General features: G+C 45.9%; 12 protein-coding genes. 8 read left to right on the top strand and 4 right to left on the bottom strand.

The features are described 5' to 3' along the window. Nucleotides 1-171: 171 nt before the first annotated feature. The 4 genes from F6K57_RS10995 to F6K57_RS11010 all read left to right on the top strand — a co-directional run bounded on the left by F6K57_RS10995 (nucleotide 172) and on the right by F6K57_RS11010 (nucleotide 6,009). A complete protein-coding gene (locus F6K57_RS10995) occupies nucleotides 172-1,941 on the top strand; it encodes a S8 family peptidase (RefSeq protein ID WP_293067405.1) in 1,770 nt (589 codons plus the stop codon). Next, nucleotides 1,938-2,162 carry a hypothetical protein gene (locus F6K57_RS11000; protein WP_293018073.1) on the top strand — a complete coding sequence of 75 codons (225 nt, stop codon included), beginning with the start codon at nucleotides 1,938-1,940 and terminating at the stop codon, nucleotides 2,160-2,162. Before F6K57_RS10995 ends, F6K57_RS11000 begins: the two co-directional genes overlap by 4 nt. 700 nt (nucleotides 2,163-2,862) lie before the next feature. After that, a complete protein-coding gene (locus F6K57_RS11005; RefSeq protein WP_293067408.1) occupies nucleotides 2,863-3,009 on the top strand; it encodes a hypothetical protein in 147 nt (48 codons plus the stop codon). Nucleotides 3,010-3,486: 477 nt separating this feature from the next. Then, nucleotides 3,487-6,009 (top strand): CHAT domain-containing protein, encoded by a 2,523-nt coding sequence (locus tag F6K57_RS11010; protein WP_293046781.1) that lies wholly within the window; start codon nucleotides 3,487-3,489, stop codon nucleotides 6,007-6,009. Nucleotides 6,010-6,085: 76 nt separating this feature from the next. Here F6K57_RS11010 and F6K57_RS11015 read toward each other — a convergent pair whose 3' ends face one another. Then, nucleotides 6,086-6,673 (bottom strand): hypothetical protein, encoded by a 588-nt coding sequence (locus F6K57_RS11015; RefSeq protein WP_293018070.1) that lies wholly within the window; start codon nucleotides 6,671-6,673, stop codon nucleotides 6,086-6,088. Nucleotides 6,674-6,737: 64 nt separating this feature from the next. Here F6K57_RS11015 and speA point away from each other — a divergent pair, with 64 nt between their 5' ends. Both speA and speY read left to right on the top strand, forming a co-directional pair. Further along, nucleotides 6,738-8,885, top strand: a complete 2,148-nt coding sequence (speA, locus tag F6K57_RS11020; protein WP_293018068.1) for a biosynthetic arginine decarboxylase — start codon at nucleotides 6,738-6,740, stop codon at nucleotides 8,883-8,885. Between the two features lie 265 nt (nucleotides 8,886-9,150). After that, a complete protein-coding gene (speY, locus tag F6K57_RS11025; protein WP_293067413.1) occupies nucleotides 9,151-10,260 on the top strand; it encodes a deoxyhypusine synthase in 1,110 nt (369 codons plus the stop codon). Nucleotides 10,261-10,390: 130 nt separating this feature from the next. Here speY and F6K57_RS11030 read toward each other — a convergent pair whose 3' ends face one another. Further along, nucleotides 10,391-11,431: an agmatinase family protein gene (locus F6K57_RS11030; protein WP_293067416.1), complete on the bottom strand. Its 1,041-nt coding sequence runs from the start codon at nucleotides 11,429-11,431 to the stop codon at nucleotides 10,391-10,393. Nucleotides 11,432-11,614: 183 nt separating this feature from the next. On the opposite strand from F6K57_RS11030, the gene F6K57_RS11035 reads away from it, so the two are divergent. Further along, nucleotides 11,615-11,878, top strand: a complete 264-nt coding sequence (locus tag F6K57_RS11035; RefSeq protein ID WP_070390838.1) for a sulfiredoxin — start codon at nucleotides 11,615-11,617, stop codon at nucleotides 11,876-11,878. Between the two features lie 134 nt (nucleotides 11,879-12,012). After that, the gene (locus F6K57_RS11040; protein WP_293067419.1) at nucleotides 12,013-12,492 is read left to right on the top strand and encodes a Dps family protein; all 480 of its coding nucleotides are present in this window, start codon (nucleotides 12,013-12,015) and stop codon (nucleotides 12,490-12,492) included. A 266-nt stretch (nucleotides 12,493-12,758) separates the two neighbouring features. On the opposite strand, the gene rppB is transcribed toward F6K57_RS11040, so the two are convergent. Both rppB and rppA read right to left on the bottom strand, forming a co-directional pair. Next, nucleotides 12,759-14,153, bottom strand: a complete 1,395-nt coding sequence (rppB, locus tag F6K57_RS11045) for a two-component system sensor histidine kinase RppB (RefSeq protein ID WP_293067422.1) — start codon at nucleotides 14,151-14,153, stop codon at nucleotides 12,759-12,761. Continuing rightward, nucleotides 14,153-14,848 carry a two-component system response regulator RppA gene (rppA, locus tag F6K57_RS11050; RefSeq protein ID WP_075895963.1) on the bottom strand — a complete coding sequence of 232 codons (696 nt, stop codon included), beginning with the start codon at nucleotides 14,846-14,848 and terminating at the stop codon, nucleotides 14,153-14,155. The genes rppB and rppA overlap by 1 nt, the downstream gene beginning before the upstream one ends. Between the last annotated feature and the right edge of the window lie 565 nt (nucleotides 14,849-15,413).

A 15,413-nucleotide genomic window follows, 5' to 3' on the forward strand; every position in this document is an offset into this window, starting at 1 on the left:
AGCAATTTTTGAAAATTGGTATAGGGTACCTAAATCAATTGTGATAATTTTTGATGCCATATTCCCTACTCCCTACTCCCTACTCCCTACTCCCTACTCCCTACTCCCTACTCCCTTTGCTATATAAGCTATCGTGGTGATTAAAGACTCGCAAACCAGCGACAGATTGCCATGAGAAAATTTTTGATACTGTGTCTGTTTGTAGTAGGGCTGGGTTTTGCCCTGTTTAACTTTAAAGGATTGGCAAATCAGGGGAATTTTGAGTCGATTGTGATCGACTTCCGGGAAGATATACCAGCTGCTCAACTTAATGAGCAATTGCAAGCGATCGCAAAAGAATACGAGGTTAATCCCCAACTCAATAGTGAATTTTCAGCAGCAGATCACATATATATCCTAAAGGGAGATAAACAACTGCTGAATACCCTGAAACAATCAGGACTATCCCAAGCAACAGAATATATTGAACCGAACTATACCTATAGTGCTTTCGAGGTTCCCAATGACCCTGACTATGGCAAGCAGTGGAACCTGCGCAGCATTAATGTAGAATCTGCCTGGGATGACACCAAGGGTAGTGGCGTAACAGTAGCAGTGATTGACACCGGGGTCAGCGCAGTCCCGGATTTGAAAGATACTGAATTTGTTGAAGGCTACGACTTTGTCAATGACCGGATTGAAGCATGGGATGATCAAGGTCACGGTACTCACGTAGCTGGTACCATTGCCCAATCTACCAACAATGGTTACGGTGTTGCCGGAGTTGCTTACGAAGCTACCCTGATGCCCCTGAAGGTATTGGCAGCTAATGGTGGTGGTACAGTGGCTGATATTGCAGAAGCGATTCGCTTTGCCGCTGATCATGGGGCAGATGTGATCAATATGAGTTTAGGGGGGGCTGGTGAAAGCAATCTGATGGCAGAGGCAATCGACTATGCCTATTACAAAGGTGTTGTCCTAGTGGCTGCTGCTGGTAACTCTAACCAAAATGCTGCCGCTTATCCTGCCCGCTATCCCCATGTTATTGGTGTTTCTGCCCTTGATTCCGCAGGTCTGAAAGCTCCCTACTCTAACTTTGGTGCTGGGGTAGATATCTCAGCCCCTGGTGGCAGTGAAAATGGTAAGATTTTGCAAGAGACGATTGATGGAGACACAGGCAGCCCTGTATTTGCTGGCTTCCAAGGCACCAGTATGGCATCGCCTCACGTAGCTGGTGTGGCAGCTTTAATCAAAGCTACTGGGATTCAAGACCCTGCTGATGTATTGAATGTACTCAAGCAGTCCACCCGAGCTATAGAAGATGACCCCCTAAACCACTATGGTGCTGGACAATTGGATGCTGGTGCTGCGGTTAAACTGGCTCTGAAAGGACAAATTACCTTCCAAGACTTCTTCCGCTGGTTACGGGATAACGGCTATCTCAATCCTCGCTTTTGGATTGACGGTGGTGTGATCGCCCTGTGGCCGAAGATTGCTATGGTACTAGGTTCCTACCTGCTGGCCTGGTTCTTGCGCAATTATTTTCCCTTTACTTGGAGTTGGTCCCTGGCCACTGGCTTAGTAGCCGGGAGTTCAGGATTATTCTTCCTGAAAGGTTTGTATATATTTGACTTACCCCAATGGCCCTTCCGAGTCATGGGCAGTTCGATTCCAGAATTGGGTAGCGCTATTGGCAGCAGCAGTTTTCTCAACCCTCTATTTGCCAGTGTTGTGATTCCATTTATATTAATCGCCCTACTGTTAGGACATCCGCAATGGAAGTGGTTAGCAGTTGGTTCAGCTCTCGGTGTGGCCAGTTGCCTAGCTGTGAGTGCTGTGGTTTCACCTGAGCTAATCTGGCTTGGAGGCGGGGTTTTGTCTCGGGTGTTCCTGATTGCCAATGCCTTGCTCTGTTTTGGACTAGCTTATTTAGCCGTTCAAGGGGAGAAACAATCAGCATGACGATCAGCATCACAGGCGTGATTGAGCGCAAAGACATCGGGTCAGGAGCCTGGGCACTGGTTTCTGACTCAGGGGAAACCTACGAACTCAAGGACACTCCCGCACAGTTAAAGCAATCGGGACTGAAGGTCACGGTTACAGGAGAGGTGCGAGAGGATGTGATGACCTTTGCGATGATTGGTCCGGTTTTGGAGATCAAGTCTTTTGAGTTACTTGATTGAGGATCTTATCTCTTAAAGGAAGACAATCAGGACGTAAGTATTCAGCTATCAGCTATCAGCCGTCAGCTGACGGCTGATAGCTGACATCAGGACTTACCCATCAAGACCCTTAAAGCCCGCTTTCTAGTTATAAATTAAAGGCTGAAATCCCTGTAATTATCGTCGATAAGGGGGTTTGTGCATTAGTCTTGACAAGTTAAGATGCTCCGGATCTCCCTATTTCCCGATCACCCCATCACCCATCGACCCTAGCTCCCTAAAAGCTATGGTCAAAAATCATCTACCGATGGGGTGAAATCCCAAGACTCGGTAATTACCGAGTCTTGTCAAAATCTTTACAAAAACCATAATAAAGCTCAAACAATACACCTAGAGCTTCTCCCTAAGACTGACAAACTGCTTAATACCAAGGATTAGCCACTGTTGACCTGAATTAGCAAAGTTGAGGGTCAGGCTGACTAAAATGCTCTGCAGACAGTGATGAAACCCCAAAGGAGTATCTTGGGGAAAATTTCAGATGTTAAGCTAGTTGGTAACACGCTTATCATAAGTATCGATCAACCTAACCCTAATCCTTTCTCCTGGAAACCTTACTGATTCAGTACATCCACTGCTGGGTATGAGTACCAATTACCAAAGGGGAAATTAGCTGGTTGCCAAAGCAATTTCACCTGTTTTAAGTGCTTAAGACTGTGTCTTGATGCAGTCGCTCATGGGGGAAACCACGGCAATAGCGAGTGGGGGGAACCCCCAAGACCGCTTAGGTGCGTTTACAGTCGTCGAATTAAATTCGCCACGGGTCGCACCTCTGCCTCCCCAAGACCGCTTAGGTGCCCTTGACCCGTAATTAAATTCGCCACGGGTCGCACCTCTGCATCGCTTAATCAGTTGGTGTTTAGAGGAAAAGGAGCAAGCAAACTAAATCTATAGAGATGGCTAGATAGAGTGGGTAACACCTTACCACCCAGTGAAAAAAAATCCCCAGCTCACCAAAGTGAACCGGGGGTGTCAATCAGGGTGCATCTACCATTTCACTTTTCCGAGATTGGTGATAGCAATCCGGAAAAATCTGGGTAAAGTGGCACCCAAATGCTGGAATTAGGAAATTTTCTGATTCAAAACAATTAACAGAGTATGCCTTGGAAACCTTAAATAAAAAACGGCATCAATACCATGAGCCAACAAGAATTTTCCCCTAAAGGAATACTCCTCAATAAGCAAATAGTAAACAAATATTCAATATTCAAGAATTTTTAAACCTTCAGCCAAAGCTCGTCACTATGAGCAAAATTGATCCCTTGAAATTGAGCAAAATTGGGCAACAGTGGCACAGGAATTCCATATCTCCGTAACCCCCTTAGGAAAACATGATGATTATCTGGTGCGCATCGAACGAGTGGCACCGGGAGTCTCATTGGCAGAAGAACAAGTCAGTTGGCCGGTAGAAGAATGGTTAACCCAGGCCAAGCAACTGATGAATGACCCCCTATTTAGTGTCCTGCAGGGTAGGGCAGCTGGGGTGGATGGCAGTTTTGCCATGCCATCTTGGGGAGAACCGTACTCTCAATCCTCTTTAAACTTAGTTGCCTTGGGTCAGGAGCTATACAATGCCCTATTTAAAGGAAGCTTGCGCGATAGCTGGATGATGGCGCAAGCGATCGCTCAAAATCAACGGTCGGTTTTGCGGCTGCGTCTGGGATTGAAAGGTACAGAATTACCCCGCCTACCTTGGGAAGTCCTCCATGCTGGGGATCGTCCCCTAGCTACAGGAACTGATGTGGCTTTCTCCCGCTACCAGATGACCAAAGGCTTGATTAGACCAGTTCCGAAGCCTTTGTCTCCACCGAATCAACCTCTGAAAATTTTGATGGTGATCGCCGGTCCAAGTGATCAAGAAAGTTTAGAACTCTTACAAGAAGCATCTCACCTCAAAGAAGAACTCCGCCATCGTTCACCCAATGGACCCCCAGCGATTCATCTGACCATTCTGGAACAGCCAGGACGGGAACAGTTAACCCAAGCCCTGGAACAAGGAAAATATCAAGTCTTCCACTATGCTGGTCACTCTAACCTAGGGGAATCAGGTGGTGATGTTTACCTGGTTAGTAAAAAAACTGGTTTGACAGAGACCGTAAGGGGTGATGATCTAGCGGGATTGTTAGTTAATAATGGTGTCCAGCTGGCTGTATTCAACTCCTGTCGTGGTGCTCATACAGCTGTTTCAGATAGCCAGGAAAACGGTAACGATCAAAATCTCGCCCAAGCACTGGTTAAGCGGGGTATTCCTGGGGTTCTAGCCATGGCAGAGCGCATCCCCGATGAGGTAGCCCTGACCCTAACCAGACTATTATACCGTAACATCAACCAGGGTTATCCCATTGACCTAAGCCTCTCGCGAGCTAGACAAGGACTGATTTCTGCTTATGGCTCGAACCAGCTTTATTGGGCATTACCTGTTCTCTATCTGCATCCGGAATTTGATGGTTTCCTGACCAATGATGACCAGAGTTATGACCGAACTCAAATATTTACCCTGCCCGATCCTGATGAGACCTCTGTCGGGTTAGACCCAGAAGAGGGGTTTTTTACGCCACCAACAGAATCTGATCATACCACATTCTCAGAATTTGAGGAAGAGTCAGCTCTTGTCTCTAGGGGAGAAGCTGAGTATGACCATGAAAGTATCACTGGTGTACCACAGGGTTTAGAATCCCATGAACTAGAAGCAGACGATCCCGCTGCTTTCATTAAGGGATTGCTGGATCAGCTGAATACAGAGGCTCAGGGTGGGGAATCAAAAATAGCAGCATCGAATTTAGAGGGGTTATCCGAAAACCCTTACTCAGACACTGCTCAGAAGAACTTACCAGTCCATACCCCAAGCCAACTCCCTGCTCCTAGGAAAGCTTCAGCCGCAACCCTGACAGCGGCTTTGTCTAGCGATGGTTCAACCCAATTAGCTCCAAAGCCTGAGGATACTACGGCAGAAGTTGAGGCTAAAAAGGTCACTAATCCTAAACAGAAGGGTTCAAGGTTACCAGGTTCACCATTGTGGATCGGACTAGGAGCAACGGGAACTCTTGCCTTAGTACTTTTGGGCGTTTGGTTTTTCCAGAACCCTCCTGGTTCTGAGGTAGGGACACAATTACCACCAGGTTCGGAGACACCTGGTGATTACCCAACTTTGACAAATGCTAAAACCAACATCGTCACAGCGATCGCAATTGAAGCATTCAGTAAGGGTAATATTATTCGAGGAACCGAAGCTGTAACGGCATTGCTAGACCGGGGTGCATTACCCGATGCTTCTGCTGCCCTTCAGGAAGTTCCCTCAGAACAATTGAATCAGTCAATGGTGAGTTTCTTAAGAGGTCGTCTGGCATGGCAGTCGATCCAGACCCGCTCCGATGAATACAGTCTTGATGATGTCAGACGTTATTGGCAAAGAGCAGTCAAACAAGAACCTGACTCTTGGACTTACCGTAATGCCCTAGGGTTTGCCTATTACGCTGAAGGCAAATACGAGCGAGCTAACCAAGCTTGGTATGATGCACTGTACAGGAGTAGCAACAATAAATCTACAACAGTTGGATCTGGAAAATCCAGCAATTCCCAAAAATTGAATACCTATGCTGGCTTAGCGCTAGGGTCGTGGAAATCGGCTCAAGAACAAAACGGAGCTAAGCGGGCGAGTTTGTCCCAACAATCCCTCAAGCTACGGCAACATGTGCTCACCAACGATCCGATTAACTTCCAACCTGATGCCTTGAGCAAGAACTGGCTTTGGTCACAGCAAGCGATTAAAGATTGGCAATCCCTGTTAGAGGTTAGAACTTCTAACAATTGACGGGTTTTGCGTCAACCGTCAAGAGTGAACAAAGGGCAAATTAAGGGCAAATTAAATCACCACTAGCCTCGGCTGATTACTGATCCCGCATCAAGGAAGACAGAGAGCGGCGCTTACGCATATCCATCATGTTGGCAAGAGTCTCGTCTTGAGCATTGGTCTGATCAGTAGGCTCTGGTGGCAAAACCGTTACCTCGGTCTGTTGGTCATCGCTACTGTTTTGTGATGGTGGTAATAATGGTACTGATTTGACTGGTTGTTGTTTGCGAGTCGCCTTACGGCGTCTAGAATTACGGCGTCGCCTTCTACTGCTGACACTAGATGTTATCGGTCTTTTCGGTTTCGTTTTCCGGCTTGAAAATTTTAGAGCCTGAGTAAGCAATAAGCAACCGCTGGCGCAGCCTATAGCAACAACACCAAACAAAGACAGTGGCACAGCCTCTTTTGCCGCTGATGCCCGCAGTTGGGCCAGAGCTGGTTGTGGATTATTGGCTTCTTCTTCAATCGGTCCAGGATCAATCAGACCCATAGTTGCTATGCTACCGGCTAAGACCATAACAACCCAAAGCCCAACCCAAACAGCAATCTGATGATTGTATATTAGCGTTTGGATGGACTGGAAATAATCTTGCTTTTGAGCCTGATGACCAGATGGTTTAGACATCGACGCTCACGATTAGTTAAAAAACACGCTGACGGCATTTTAGCATGGCTAGTCAGTTCGACCAATGTCTTTAAGGAGGTTATTGGTGACACTACAGCGTAAATCCCAGTTTCAAGAGTATTTAACCCCTGAGAGTACTAATGAGACTACTACTGAGATCTCGACTCAAAATCCTACAGATTATGGTGTTAAGTTGATAGACTCATCCTGTTCTCCAATCCCTAAGCATAACCAAAACCATAACCAAGATCACAAGACCTCTCAATCTTGGACAATTGAGAAAAGTGAGGAGCTTTATCAGATCCAAGGCTGGGGAGAACCCTACTTTGCCATTAACACTGCTGGTCATATCATGGTGTCCCCTAAAGGCAATGGGGGCGGCTCGTTGGATTTGTTGGAACTGGTAGAATCCCTGAAGCAGCGCAACTTGGGACTACCATTACTAATCCATTTTTCAGATATTTTGGCAGACCAGATAGAGCAATTAAACGCCTGTTTTGCCCAAGCCATTAGTCGCTACAAATACCCTGGTCGTTACCAGGGAGTGTTTCCAGTTAAATGCAACCAGCATCGACATGTGGTAGAGGATGTCGTGTATTTTGGTCAACCTTATCAATTTGGTTTAGAAGTCGGTTCTAAACCTGAATTGATGATTGCTCTAGCAACATTGCTCACTCCGGATTCCCTAATTATTTGTAACGGCTACAAAGACCGGGAATATCTTGAAACTGCGCTTTTAGCTAGGCGATTGGGACATAATCCGATAATTGTCCTAGAACAGCTAGAGGAAGTGCAGCTAATCATTGAGGTGGCGGCTTCGTTAGGAAGCATCACACCAGTGCTGGGGGTGCGAGCCAAACTGAGTACACAAAGCATGGGTCGTTGGGGAAACTCTGTAGGAGATAAAGCTAAATTTGGTCTGAAAATTCCAGAAATACTCCAAGCCATTGACCAGCTACGGGAGGCTGGGATGCTTGAGTCATTGCAGCTGTTGCACTTCCACATCGGCTCTCAAATCTCTGCCATTAGCGTAATTAAAGATGCTATTCGCGAAGCCAGCCAAATTTATGCTGAGCTGAAGGGATTAGGGGTGAATATGCAGTATCTAGATGTAGGTGGTGGCTTGGCAGTGGATTACGATGGCTCGAAAACGAACTTCCATGCCTCCAAAAACTACAACATGCAGAACTATGCTAATGACATTGTGGCTGCGGTGAAGGATGCTTGTGAGGAACATCAAATTCCAGCACCAACACTGATTAGTGAAAGTGGTCGTGCGATCGCATCCCATCAATCAGTCCTGATCTTTGATGTTTTGAGTACCAGTGATGTCGAATCTCAATCCCCTCCACTGACAACGGAACAAGACCATCTAATTATTCGGAATCTTTGGGAAACTTACTGTACTATCGACCTTGAGAACTACCAGGAAGCCTATCATGATGCCATCGAGCTTAACCAAGAAGCAAAAAGCCTGTTTAGTTTAGGCTATCTGAGCATTACTCAGCGGGCTAAAGCCGAGCAGCTTTATTGGGCGTGCTGTCAGAAGATTCGGGAAATTATCAGGACACAAGACTATGTTCCCGATGATCTAGCAGACCTGGAAACGATCATGGCATCAATTTACTATGTCAACCTATCAGTCTTCCAATCAGTGCCAGATTGCTGGGGAATTAACCAGCTATTTCCGATTATGCCCATTCATCGGTTGGATGAAGAACCAACCCAAAGGGCTATCCTGGCTGACCTTACCTGCGATAGTGATGGTAAGATTGACCAATTTATTGACCTGCGGGATGTTAAATCGTTGCTGGAACTACATCCTTTGCGCAAAGCCGAGGAGCCAGAGAGAATTTCCAATTCCAAATCCCAAATCCCAAATCCCAAATCCAAAGAACCCTACTATTTGGGTTTCTTCCTAGTCGGTGCCTACCAAGAGATTATGGGGAATTTACACAATCTTTTTGGTGATAGTAATGCAGTTCACATCAAATTAAGCCCCAGAGGGTATGAAATTGAACACGTGGTTAAGGGAGATACAATCACGGAAGTTTTGGGTTATGTGCAGTATGATGCTGAAGATTTGGTGGAAGGTATGCGCCGCCTCACAGAACAGGCGTTGCAACAGAACCGAATTACTTTGGCAGAATCTCAACGGCTGCTGCAAAATTATGAGCGGAGTTTGAGGAGTTATACCTATTTGAGTTCCTAAGCTCAGGAGTTACCCAGTAACTCGAATTGTTGGGTTTCCTACAACTTATAGGGTTTGGTGCTCAGTTTTCGGTAAGTTCTGCTGAAGAAAAGCATTTCATTGTACTCCCTACAGCCAAAGCGATGGATATATGATTGATGGCACAGACAAGCGCTAAGGTAATCTTTGCCATGAATCCTGAACCATGAACCTTGACAATAAACAATGTTTATCTTTAAGTTAGAACCGTCGTGAAGTGCAAGTTTTATCGAGTGATTTGACTAACATGCCCACCAAAGAAAATCGCTTTTTGCAAGGGCGTAAAATCGCTCCGGGTCCGATTACGGCAGGAATCCCAATCACAGAGTTGATCGACCAGACGTTTCTAGCCTACAATTCCGGTCGATTACGAGAAGGCTGCCAATTATTGGTAGAGCGGATGTTGCAGCCCAACGTAACGGTGGGTTTAAGTTTGACAGGAGCATTAACCCCCGCAGGCTTAGGAATGGCCGCAGTTATCCCATTGATGGAGGCAGGGTTTGTCGATTGGATAGTATCTACGGGAGCCAATCTCTACCACGACGCTCACTTTGGCATCGGATTGGAACTCCATCAAGGGCGGCACGATATTAGTGATGTGGTATTGCAGAAAGAAGGAGTTGTCCGGATCTATGACATTTTCTTCGATTATGACGTGCTGCTATCAACGGATAAGTTCTTTCGTCAGATCATTGAACAGCCTGAGTTTAAGGATCAAATGGGAACGGCAGAGTTTCACTACCTCTGCGGTAAGTACATTGCTGCACGGGAGCAGACATTGGCACTGGAAAACCAATCCCTGCTGGCGGCAGCTTATCGGTTAGGAGTCCCTATCTATACCTCCAGTCCTGGAGATAGTTCGATTGGGATGAATTTAGCAGCGCTAGGGTTGCAGGGCACCGGACCAGTCATTGATGTGTCCTTGGATGTGAATGAAACCGCAGCAATTGTGCTGGCAGCTAAAAACAATGGGGGAGCCAGTGGGATTTGGATCTTGGGAGGTGGCTCGCCGAAAAATTTCATGTTGCAGACGGAACCGTATCTTCAAGAAGTCTTGGGTATTGATGAGAAGGGGCATGATTACTTTCTTCAGGTAACTGATGCCCGCCCAGACACAGGGGGTTTGTCAGGAGCAACTCCATCGGAGGCGGTCTCTTGGTGCAAGCTTGATCCACAAAAGTTATCAGAAACAGTAGTGGTTTATTGCGACTCGACTATTGCTATGCCCCTACTGACAGCTTACTGCCTAGCTAAGGTAGCGCCTCGTCCTCTAAAACGCCTCTATGACCAACGGAAAACCTTACTGGAGCAGTTGCAAGAGGCACATTTGGCTACCCAAGCTACAGCAGTCAGGTGAATTAGGATTTATGGGAACAGCGGATCTCGGAACAGGGAACTTTAGGAAAGAGCGATGCATCACTACTCCCTACTCCCTACTCCCTACTCCCTAAAACCTAGAACTTTTTACCTGACCCAATTGATAACTGCTATAAAGTATTCCTATACCTAGTTAAACAGGCAAGCTTGTACAAAATTCTAGCCCCAACATTGCCATCCCACTGATCTCCAGAGTCTCCGGGAGCAACTTCGCACAGATCAAAACCAATAATAGTTTTGCCAGCTTGGACTAGCGATCGCACTAAATAAATTGCCTCGTTAAATTCCAATCCTCCTGGCACAGGAGTACCTGTATGGGGACAATAGGTGGGATTCAATCCGTCAATGTCAAAGCTAATATAAACTTTATTAGGTAAATTAGCAATAATTTCCTGGCACTGGGCTGCCCAGGTTATACCTTCGTAAGCGTTAGCTTTGAGCTGCCAGTCATCAAACACTACAATCCGGCGATCGCTCTTTGCCATTGCCATTTCCTCTTCACAAACATCTCGGATGCCAACCTGAACTAAACGATTAATCTGAGGTAGGGTCAGGGCATTGTACATGATCGAGGCATGGGAATAAGTAAACCCTTCATAGGCTTGCCGGAGATCGGCATGGGCATCAATTTGTAAAATGCCGTATTCCTGGTGTTGCTGTGTTAGGGCTTTCATTAACCCAAGAGGAACACTGTGATCGCCACCGACTATGCCAACCAGCTTGCCTTGCTGCAGCAGTTCCAGTGCTTGAGTGTAAACCCAGTTATAGAGAGCAGCACAGGCAGTATTAACGATGGCTAACTGTTTTGCGATCGCATTATCATCCACATTGCCACCAGCTTCTAAATACTGAATAATCTCTTTAGCTATCAACCTCATGGCACTATTTTGGTCTTGGATAGCTGAGTTAATCGGTATAGTTCCACAACTTGTTTGCCAAGCTTGGGGTACATCAAAGTCGTACCAATCTAACTGTACGGAAGCTTGTATTATCCCTTGGGGACCGTTTGCTGCGCCCTCTCGGTAAGATGTGGTCACGTCCCAAGGAACAGGCAGAAACACGATTGATGCCTCTTCAACCGAATAGGGCAAGCCAAAGAAGCAGCCATTGGGCACAGTAATCTCATTAGGATTAAAAGTGGCTTGATTCATGAGCCCTTGGTTAATTTTTCCTATTCTACCCGAACCTCGTCCCTACGGGAATCCTGGTATTAGGGATTAGCAATGCTTAGATTAGGCACACTTACATTAGGTACTAAAACCCTTAACCCAAGCCCTAACCCCTAACCCCCAACCCTATTACCATCAAAACTAAATTAAAAAATTACTAGCACTATGGTAGATATCAAAGAAATTCCCCTAGAGCAAATCCGCCGTCCCCTACCACGACAAAATGATCCAAACAAGGTGGCGGCACTAATGGAATCAATTGCTAAAGAGGGTTTGCGCGAACCCATTGATGTGTTAGAAGTAGATGGGCAATACTATGGTTTTTCCGGTTGCCACCGTTACGAAGCACACCAGCGTTTAGGAAAAAAAACCATTAAGTGCCGCGTTCGTCGCGCTCCTCGTTCCGTATTAAAACGGCATTTAGCGTGAAAATTAGCAATTTTGGAACAAAAATAAGTTCATACCTTGGGTTAATTCCCAAGGAAACCAGAATTGCTTAAAGTTAAGGTGTTTAAAGCTGACCGTGACCACTAGTTTTTACGAGGAACCTTTAGGAGAGTACTATGGCAACGATTGTACCTGTCAATATTGGTATTGATGAACAAGACCGCAAAGAGATTGCTGAGGGATTGTCTCGTCTGCTAGCGGACACTTATACCCTATACCTGAAGACCCATGCCTTCCACTGGAATGTTACTGGACCAATGTTCAACTCCCTACACCTGATGTTTGAGCAACAGTACAATGAGTTGGCTTTAGCAGTGGATGCGGTAGCAGAGCGGATTCGTACCCTAGGCTATCCTGCTCCTGGCAGCTACAGTCAATATGCGCAATTATCCTCCATTCCAGAAACCAGCGATGTTCCGGAGGCTGAGGAAATGGTGCGCTTGCTAGTGGAAGCCAATGAGGCAGTGGTAAGAACTGCACGGTCTGTTTTCCCAGCCGCTGAACGTGCTAACGATGAGTCTACAGCTGACCTGTTGACCCAACGGATGAGCATACATGAGAAAACGGCTTGGATGCTGCGCAGTATTTTAAAATAAGCTTGTAATTATGTACATAGATCCCCCCTAGCCCCCCTTAAAAAAGGGGGGAATTAGATTCAAAAGTCTCCCTTTTTTAAGGGAAACGGGGGATCTGAATCAGGGATTAACAAAATTGACATGCTCCCAATATGAAGGATGAAATAGTTCAATTTATCGGTTGTTCAACAACTGGTATGTTTTGCTCTATATGTATTCATCCCTAACTATTTATCTTTGTTCCTTTCTCTTTCATACTTCATAACTTTAGCTAAGCCCATCAATACTTAGGAATTGGACTGAAAAAAAACTTGAGCGCTAAAGTGTTCCTGATCACACGAAGTAACTGCCTTGGGTAATCGAAGAGTAAACCTACTACCAACACCTCGTTCGCTGTATACTTGTAAGCTACCGTGGTGGGCTTGAGCGATCGCATAAGCAATTGCCAGCCCTAATCCGGAACCTCCTGTGTGACGAGAGCGATCGCTATTGACTCGATAAAAGCGATCAAAAATTCGCCCTTGGTCTTCTGGGGCAATACCAATCCCCGTATCTTCTACCTGGATCACCGCCTGTTGGTCGCTCTTGTCTAAAATAACAGTTACTTTACCACCCACAGGGGTGTATTGGATACCATTAATAATTAAATTAGAAACTAAGCGATAAAGCTGCTCAGAATGACCCACAACCTCCAGAGGAGTTTGCACTCGCACCGAAGATGTCAACGTAATCTCGGCAGCGATTGCCAAGGCTGCTAATTCCTCAACTAAATCGCTAACTAGGTCATTGAGACAGCATGTCTGGTTACCCACAGATGCCGGTTGTCTATCTAAGCGAGACAACAACAACAAATCCGCAACTAACTGACTCAGCCGCTGATTTTGACGTTCAACAATTTCCAGAATGTTTCGTGCTTCAAGTTGATCCAAGCTAGGCATCAAAAGCCCCGATTCAACCGTTGCCAGTGTCGCAGCTATCGGTGTCCGTAGCTCGTGGGCAGCATCAGCGGTAAACTGTTGAATCTGTCTATAGGATTGGTAAATAGGTTGCATCGCCAACCCTGCTAACCACCAACTGCCACTGCCCACTAAGATAATTGCCATTGGCAGACCTAATCCCAAGATTAATTTTACCGTATTGAGGTAGTTGTTGAGGTATTGGAGAGAGTGCCCCACCTGCAAATACCCCCAATCCCGCTGATCTTGAGTATGTAGCGATAGAGAAATTTGGTGATAGGAGTTGCCCTTACCATCGGAAATGGTTTGCCAAGGTGCTTGATTAAACACCTGGGGTAATCCCTCTGGGTAACTTCCTGCAACGGCAATTAAACGTCCTGAGGTATCAAATAGGCGGATGTAGTAGTGACCTTGGCTAAGAGCACTGAGGATGTGGCGCTGGGAACTCACCAGTGGTTTAGAACAGTTAACTCCAACGATACACAGATTCGGTAAAAGTTCCCCAATTATCGGCTCTACCTGTCCAGGTTCCTTGAGCTTCCATTCCAGACTATCATGGAGTGTCCCCGCAACGGATTTTAACTCCCGGTCTGAAGTGACTAAATGGGTATGAACGATCGCTCTGTAAACACCAAATCCCAACAGGCTCAAAATAAACCCCATGACGATGGCATAGGAAAGTGCTAATTTCCCACGAGTCTGGTTAAATAGCCTATTCTGATTCATTATTTTTTCAAATTGAGACGATACCCCAAACCATGCACAGTTTCAATCGGAATGCTGGAGTTGATTGATTCAAGTTTTCGACGTAGCAGGCGCATTTGAGCTGCCACTACGTTACTAATCGGTTCTGCATTCACTTCCCAAAGTTGATTGCGAATTTGGTTGGTGGTCATCACCTGATTCGGATGCTTCATGAAATACTCTAAGAGCTGGAATTCTTTATTCGTGAGTGGAATGTCGAGTTTCTCACCGTTAGCAGCAAGACGATGAACCGTTCGGTTACCATAGTCTAAAATAAGCTCACCCACCTGGAGTTGTTGGGGCTGGAGTAGGGGTGTTCGCCGGTGCAAGGCTCTAACTCTTGCTAGCAACTCTGCCATTCGGAACGGTTTCACTAAATAGTCATCGGCTCCCGTATCCAAACCCATCACTCTATCTTCCAAGCGGTCTTTTGCCGTTAGCATCAAAATAGGTAAGGGATTATTACGATAGCGTAACTGACGCAGTAACTCTAGTCCCGATAGCCCTGGCAGCAACCAGTCGAAGATAGCTAGGGTATATTGGGTTTCGTGGTTGTTTAAATAACCCCAAGCGTCAGTGCCGTTAACAACCAAGTCCACCACGTACTTCTCTATATTTAACGCTCGCTTAATTGCAGCACCCAAGTCTGGCTCATCTTCAACTAGCAGTACTCTCATCTGTCTTTTCCCGCTGGATACTTTGTCTATAGTAGCGATATGCGGGAAAGAAAGCGGGGCAACGCCTAACTTTCCTTGGATAAATTAGCTTAAAGCTGCACGAACCTATAGCTAATGTATGTCAATCCTAATTATAAAACATAGATTGATATAAATATATGTAATCAAAATGAAATTGTGACAGCCATTAACAAATATCAAAAAATCAATTTCCGGCGTTGCTGATTTTGGGTATGGTTTCGCCCCCCTAGCCCCCCAATTATGGGGGGAACAAAACTATCAAAGTCCCCCAAATTTGGGGGATTTAGGGGGCTTTAACAAAACCAGGTGATCGCGCATTCATTCCTTAATTCAGCAACGCCCAATTTCCTACTCTCAGAAGCTGAAGGCTTACCAAAGTCCTAAAAAAAATAATTTCATTGATACCTAACATTTCATCCTGATTTCATATTTGCTTGTGATACTTAATCAAGACGACAGCAAATGACCATCCTGACATCTTAGGTGTCTGGGTGGAGGCTATGGTGACTACTTGCACCCTCTGCTGAGCATAAAAAGCACTGAT

This window comes from Moorena sp. SIO4A5 (assembly GCF_010672005.1).
GTDB lineage: Bacteria > Cyanobacteriota > Cyanobacteriia > Cyanobacteriales > Coleofasciculaceae > Moorena.

What these genes read in the sequence shown, in the direction of transcription:
- F6K57_RS10995 (WP_293067405.1), top strand. Translation starts at nt 172, where the DNA reads ATGAGAAAATTTTTGATACTGTGTCTGTTTGTAGTAGGGCTGGGTTTT.
- rppB (WP_293067422.1), bottom strand. Translation starts at nt 14,153, where the DNA reads ATGAATCAGAATAGGCTATTTAACCAGACTCGTGGGAAATTAGCACTT.
- F6K57_RS11005 (WP_293067408.1), top strand. Translation starts at nt 2,863, where the DNA reads ATGCAGTCGCTCATGGGGGAAACCACGGCAATAGCGAGTGGGGGGAAC.
- rppA (WP_075895963.1), bottom strand. Translation starts at nt 14,848, where the DNA reads ATGAGAGTACTGCTAGTTGAAGATGAGCCAGACTTGGGTGCTGCAATT.
- F6K57_RS11000 (WP_293018073.1), top strand. Translation starts at nt 1,938, where the DNA reads ATGACGATCAGCATCACAGGCGTGATTGAGCGCAAAGACATCGGGTCA.
- F6K57_RS11040 (WP_293067419.1), top strand. Translation starts at nt 12,013, where the DNA reads ATGGCAACGATTGTACCTGTCAATATTGGTATTGATGAACAAGACCGC.
- F6K57_RS11035 (WP_070390838.1), top strand. Translation starts at nt 11,615, where the DNA reads ATGGTAGATATCAAAGAAATTCCCCTAGAGCAAATCCGCCGTCCCCTA.
- F6K57_RS11015 (WP_293018070.1), bottom strand. Translation starts at nt 6,673, where the DNA reads ATGTCTAAACCATCTGGTCATCAGGCTCAAAAGCAAGATTATTTCCAG.
- speY (WP_293067413.1), top strand. Translation starts at nt 9,151, where the DNA reads ATGCCCACCAAAGAAAATCGCTTTTTGCAAGGGCGTAAAATCGCTCCG.
- speA (WP_293018068.1), top strand. Translation starts at nt 6,738, where the DNA reads ATGTCTTTAAGGAGGTTATTGGTGACACTACAGCGTAAATCCCAGTTT.
- F6K57_RS11030 (WP_293067416.1), bottom strand. Translation starts at nt 11,431, where the DNA reads ATGAATCAAGCCACTTTTAATCCTAATGAGATTACTGTGCCCAATGGC.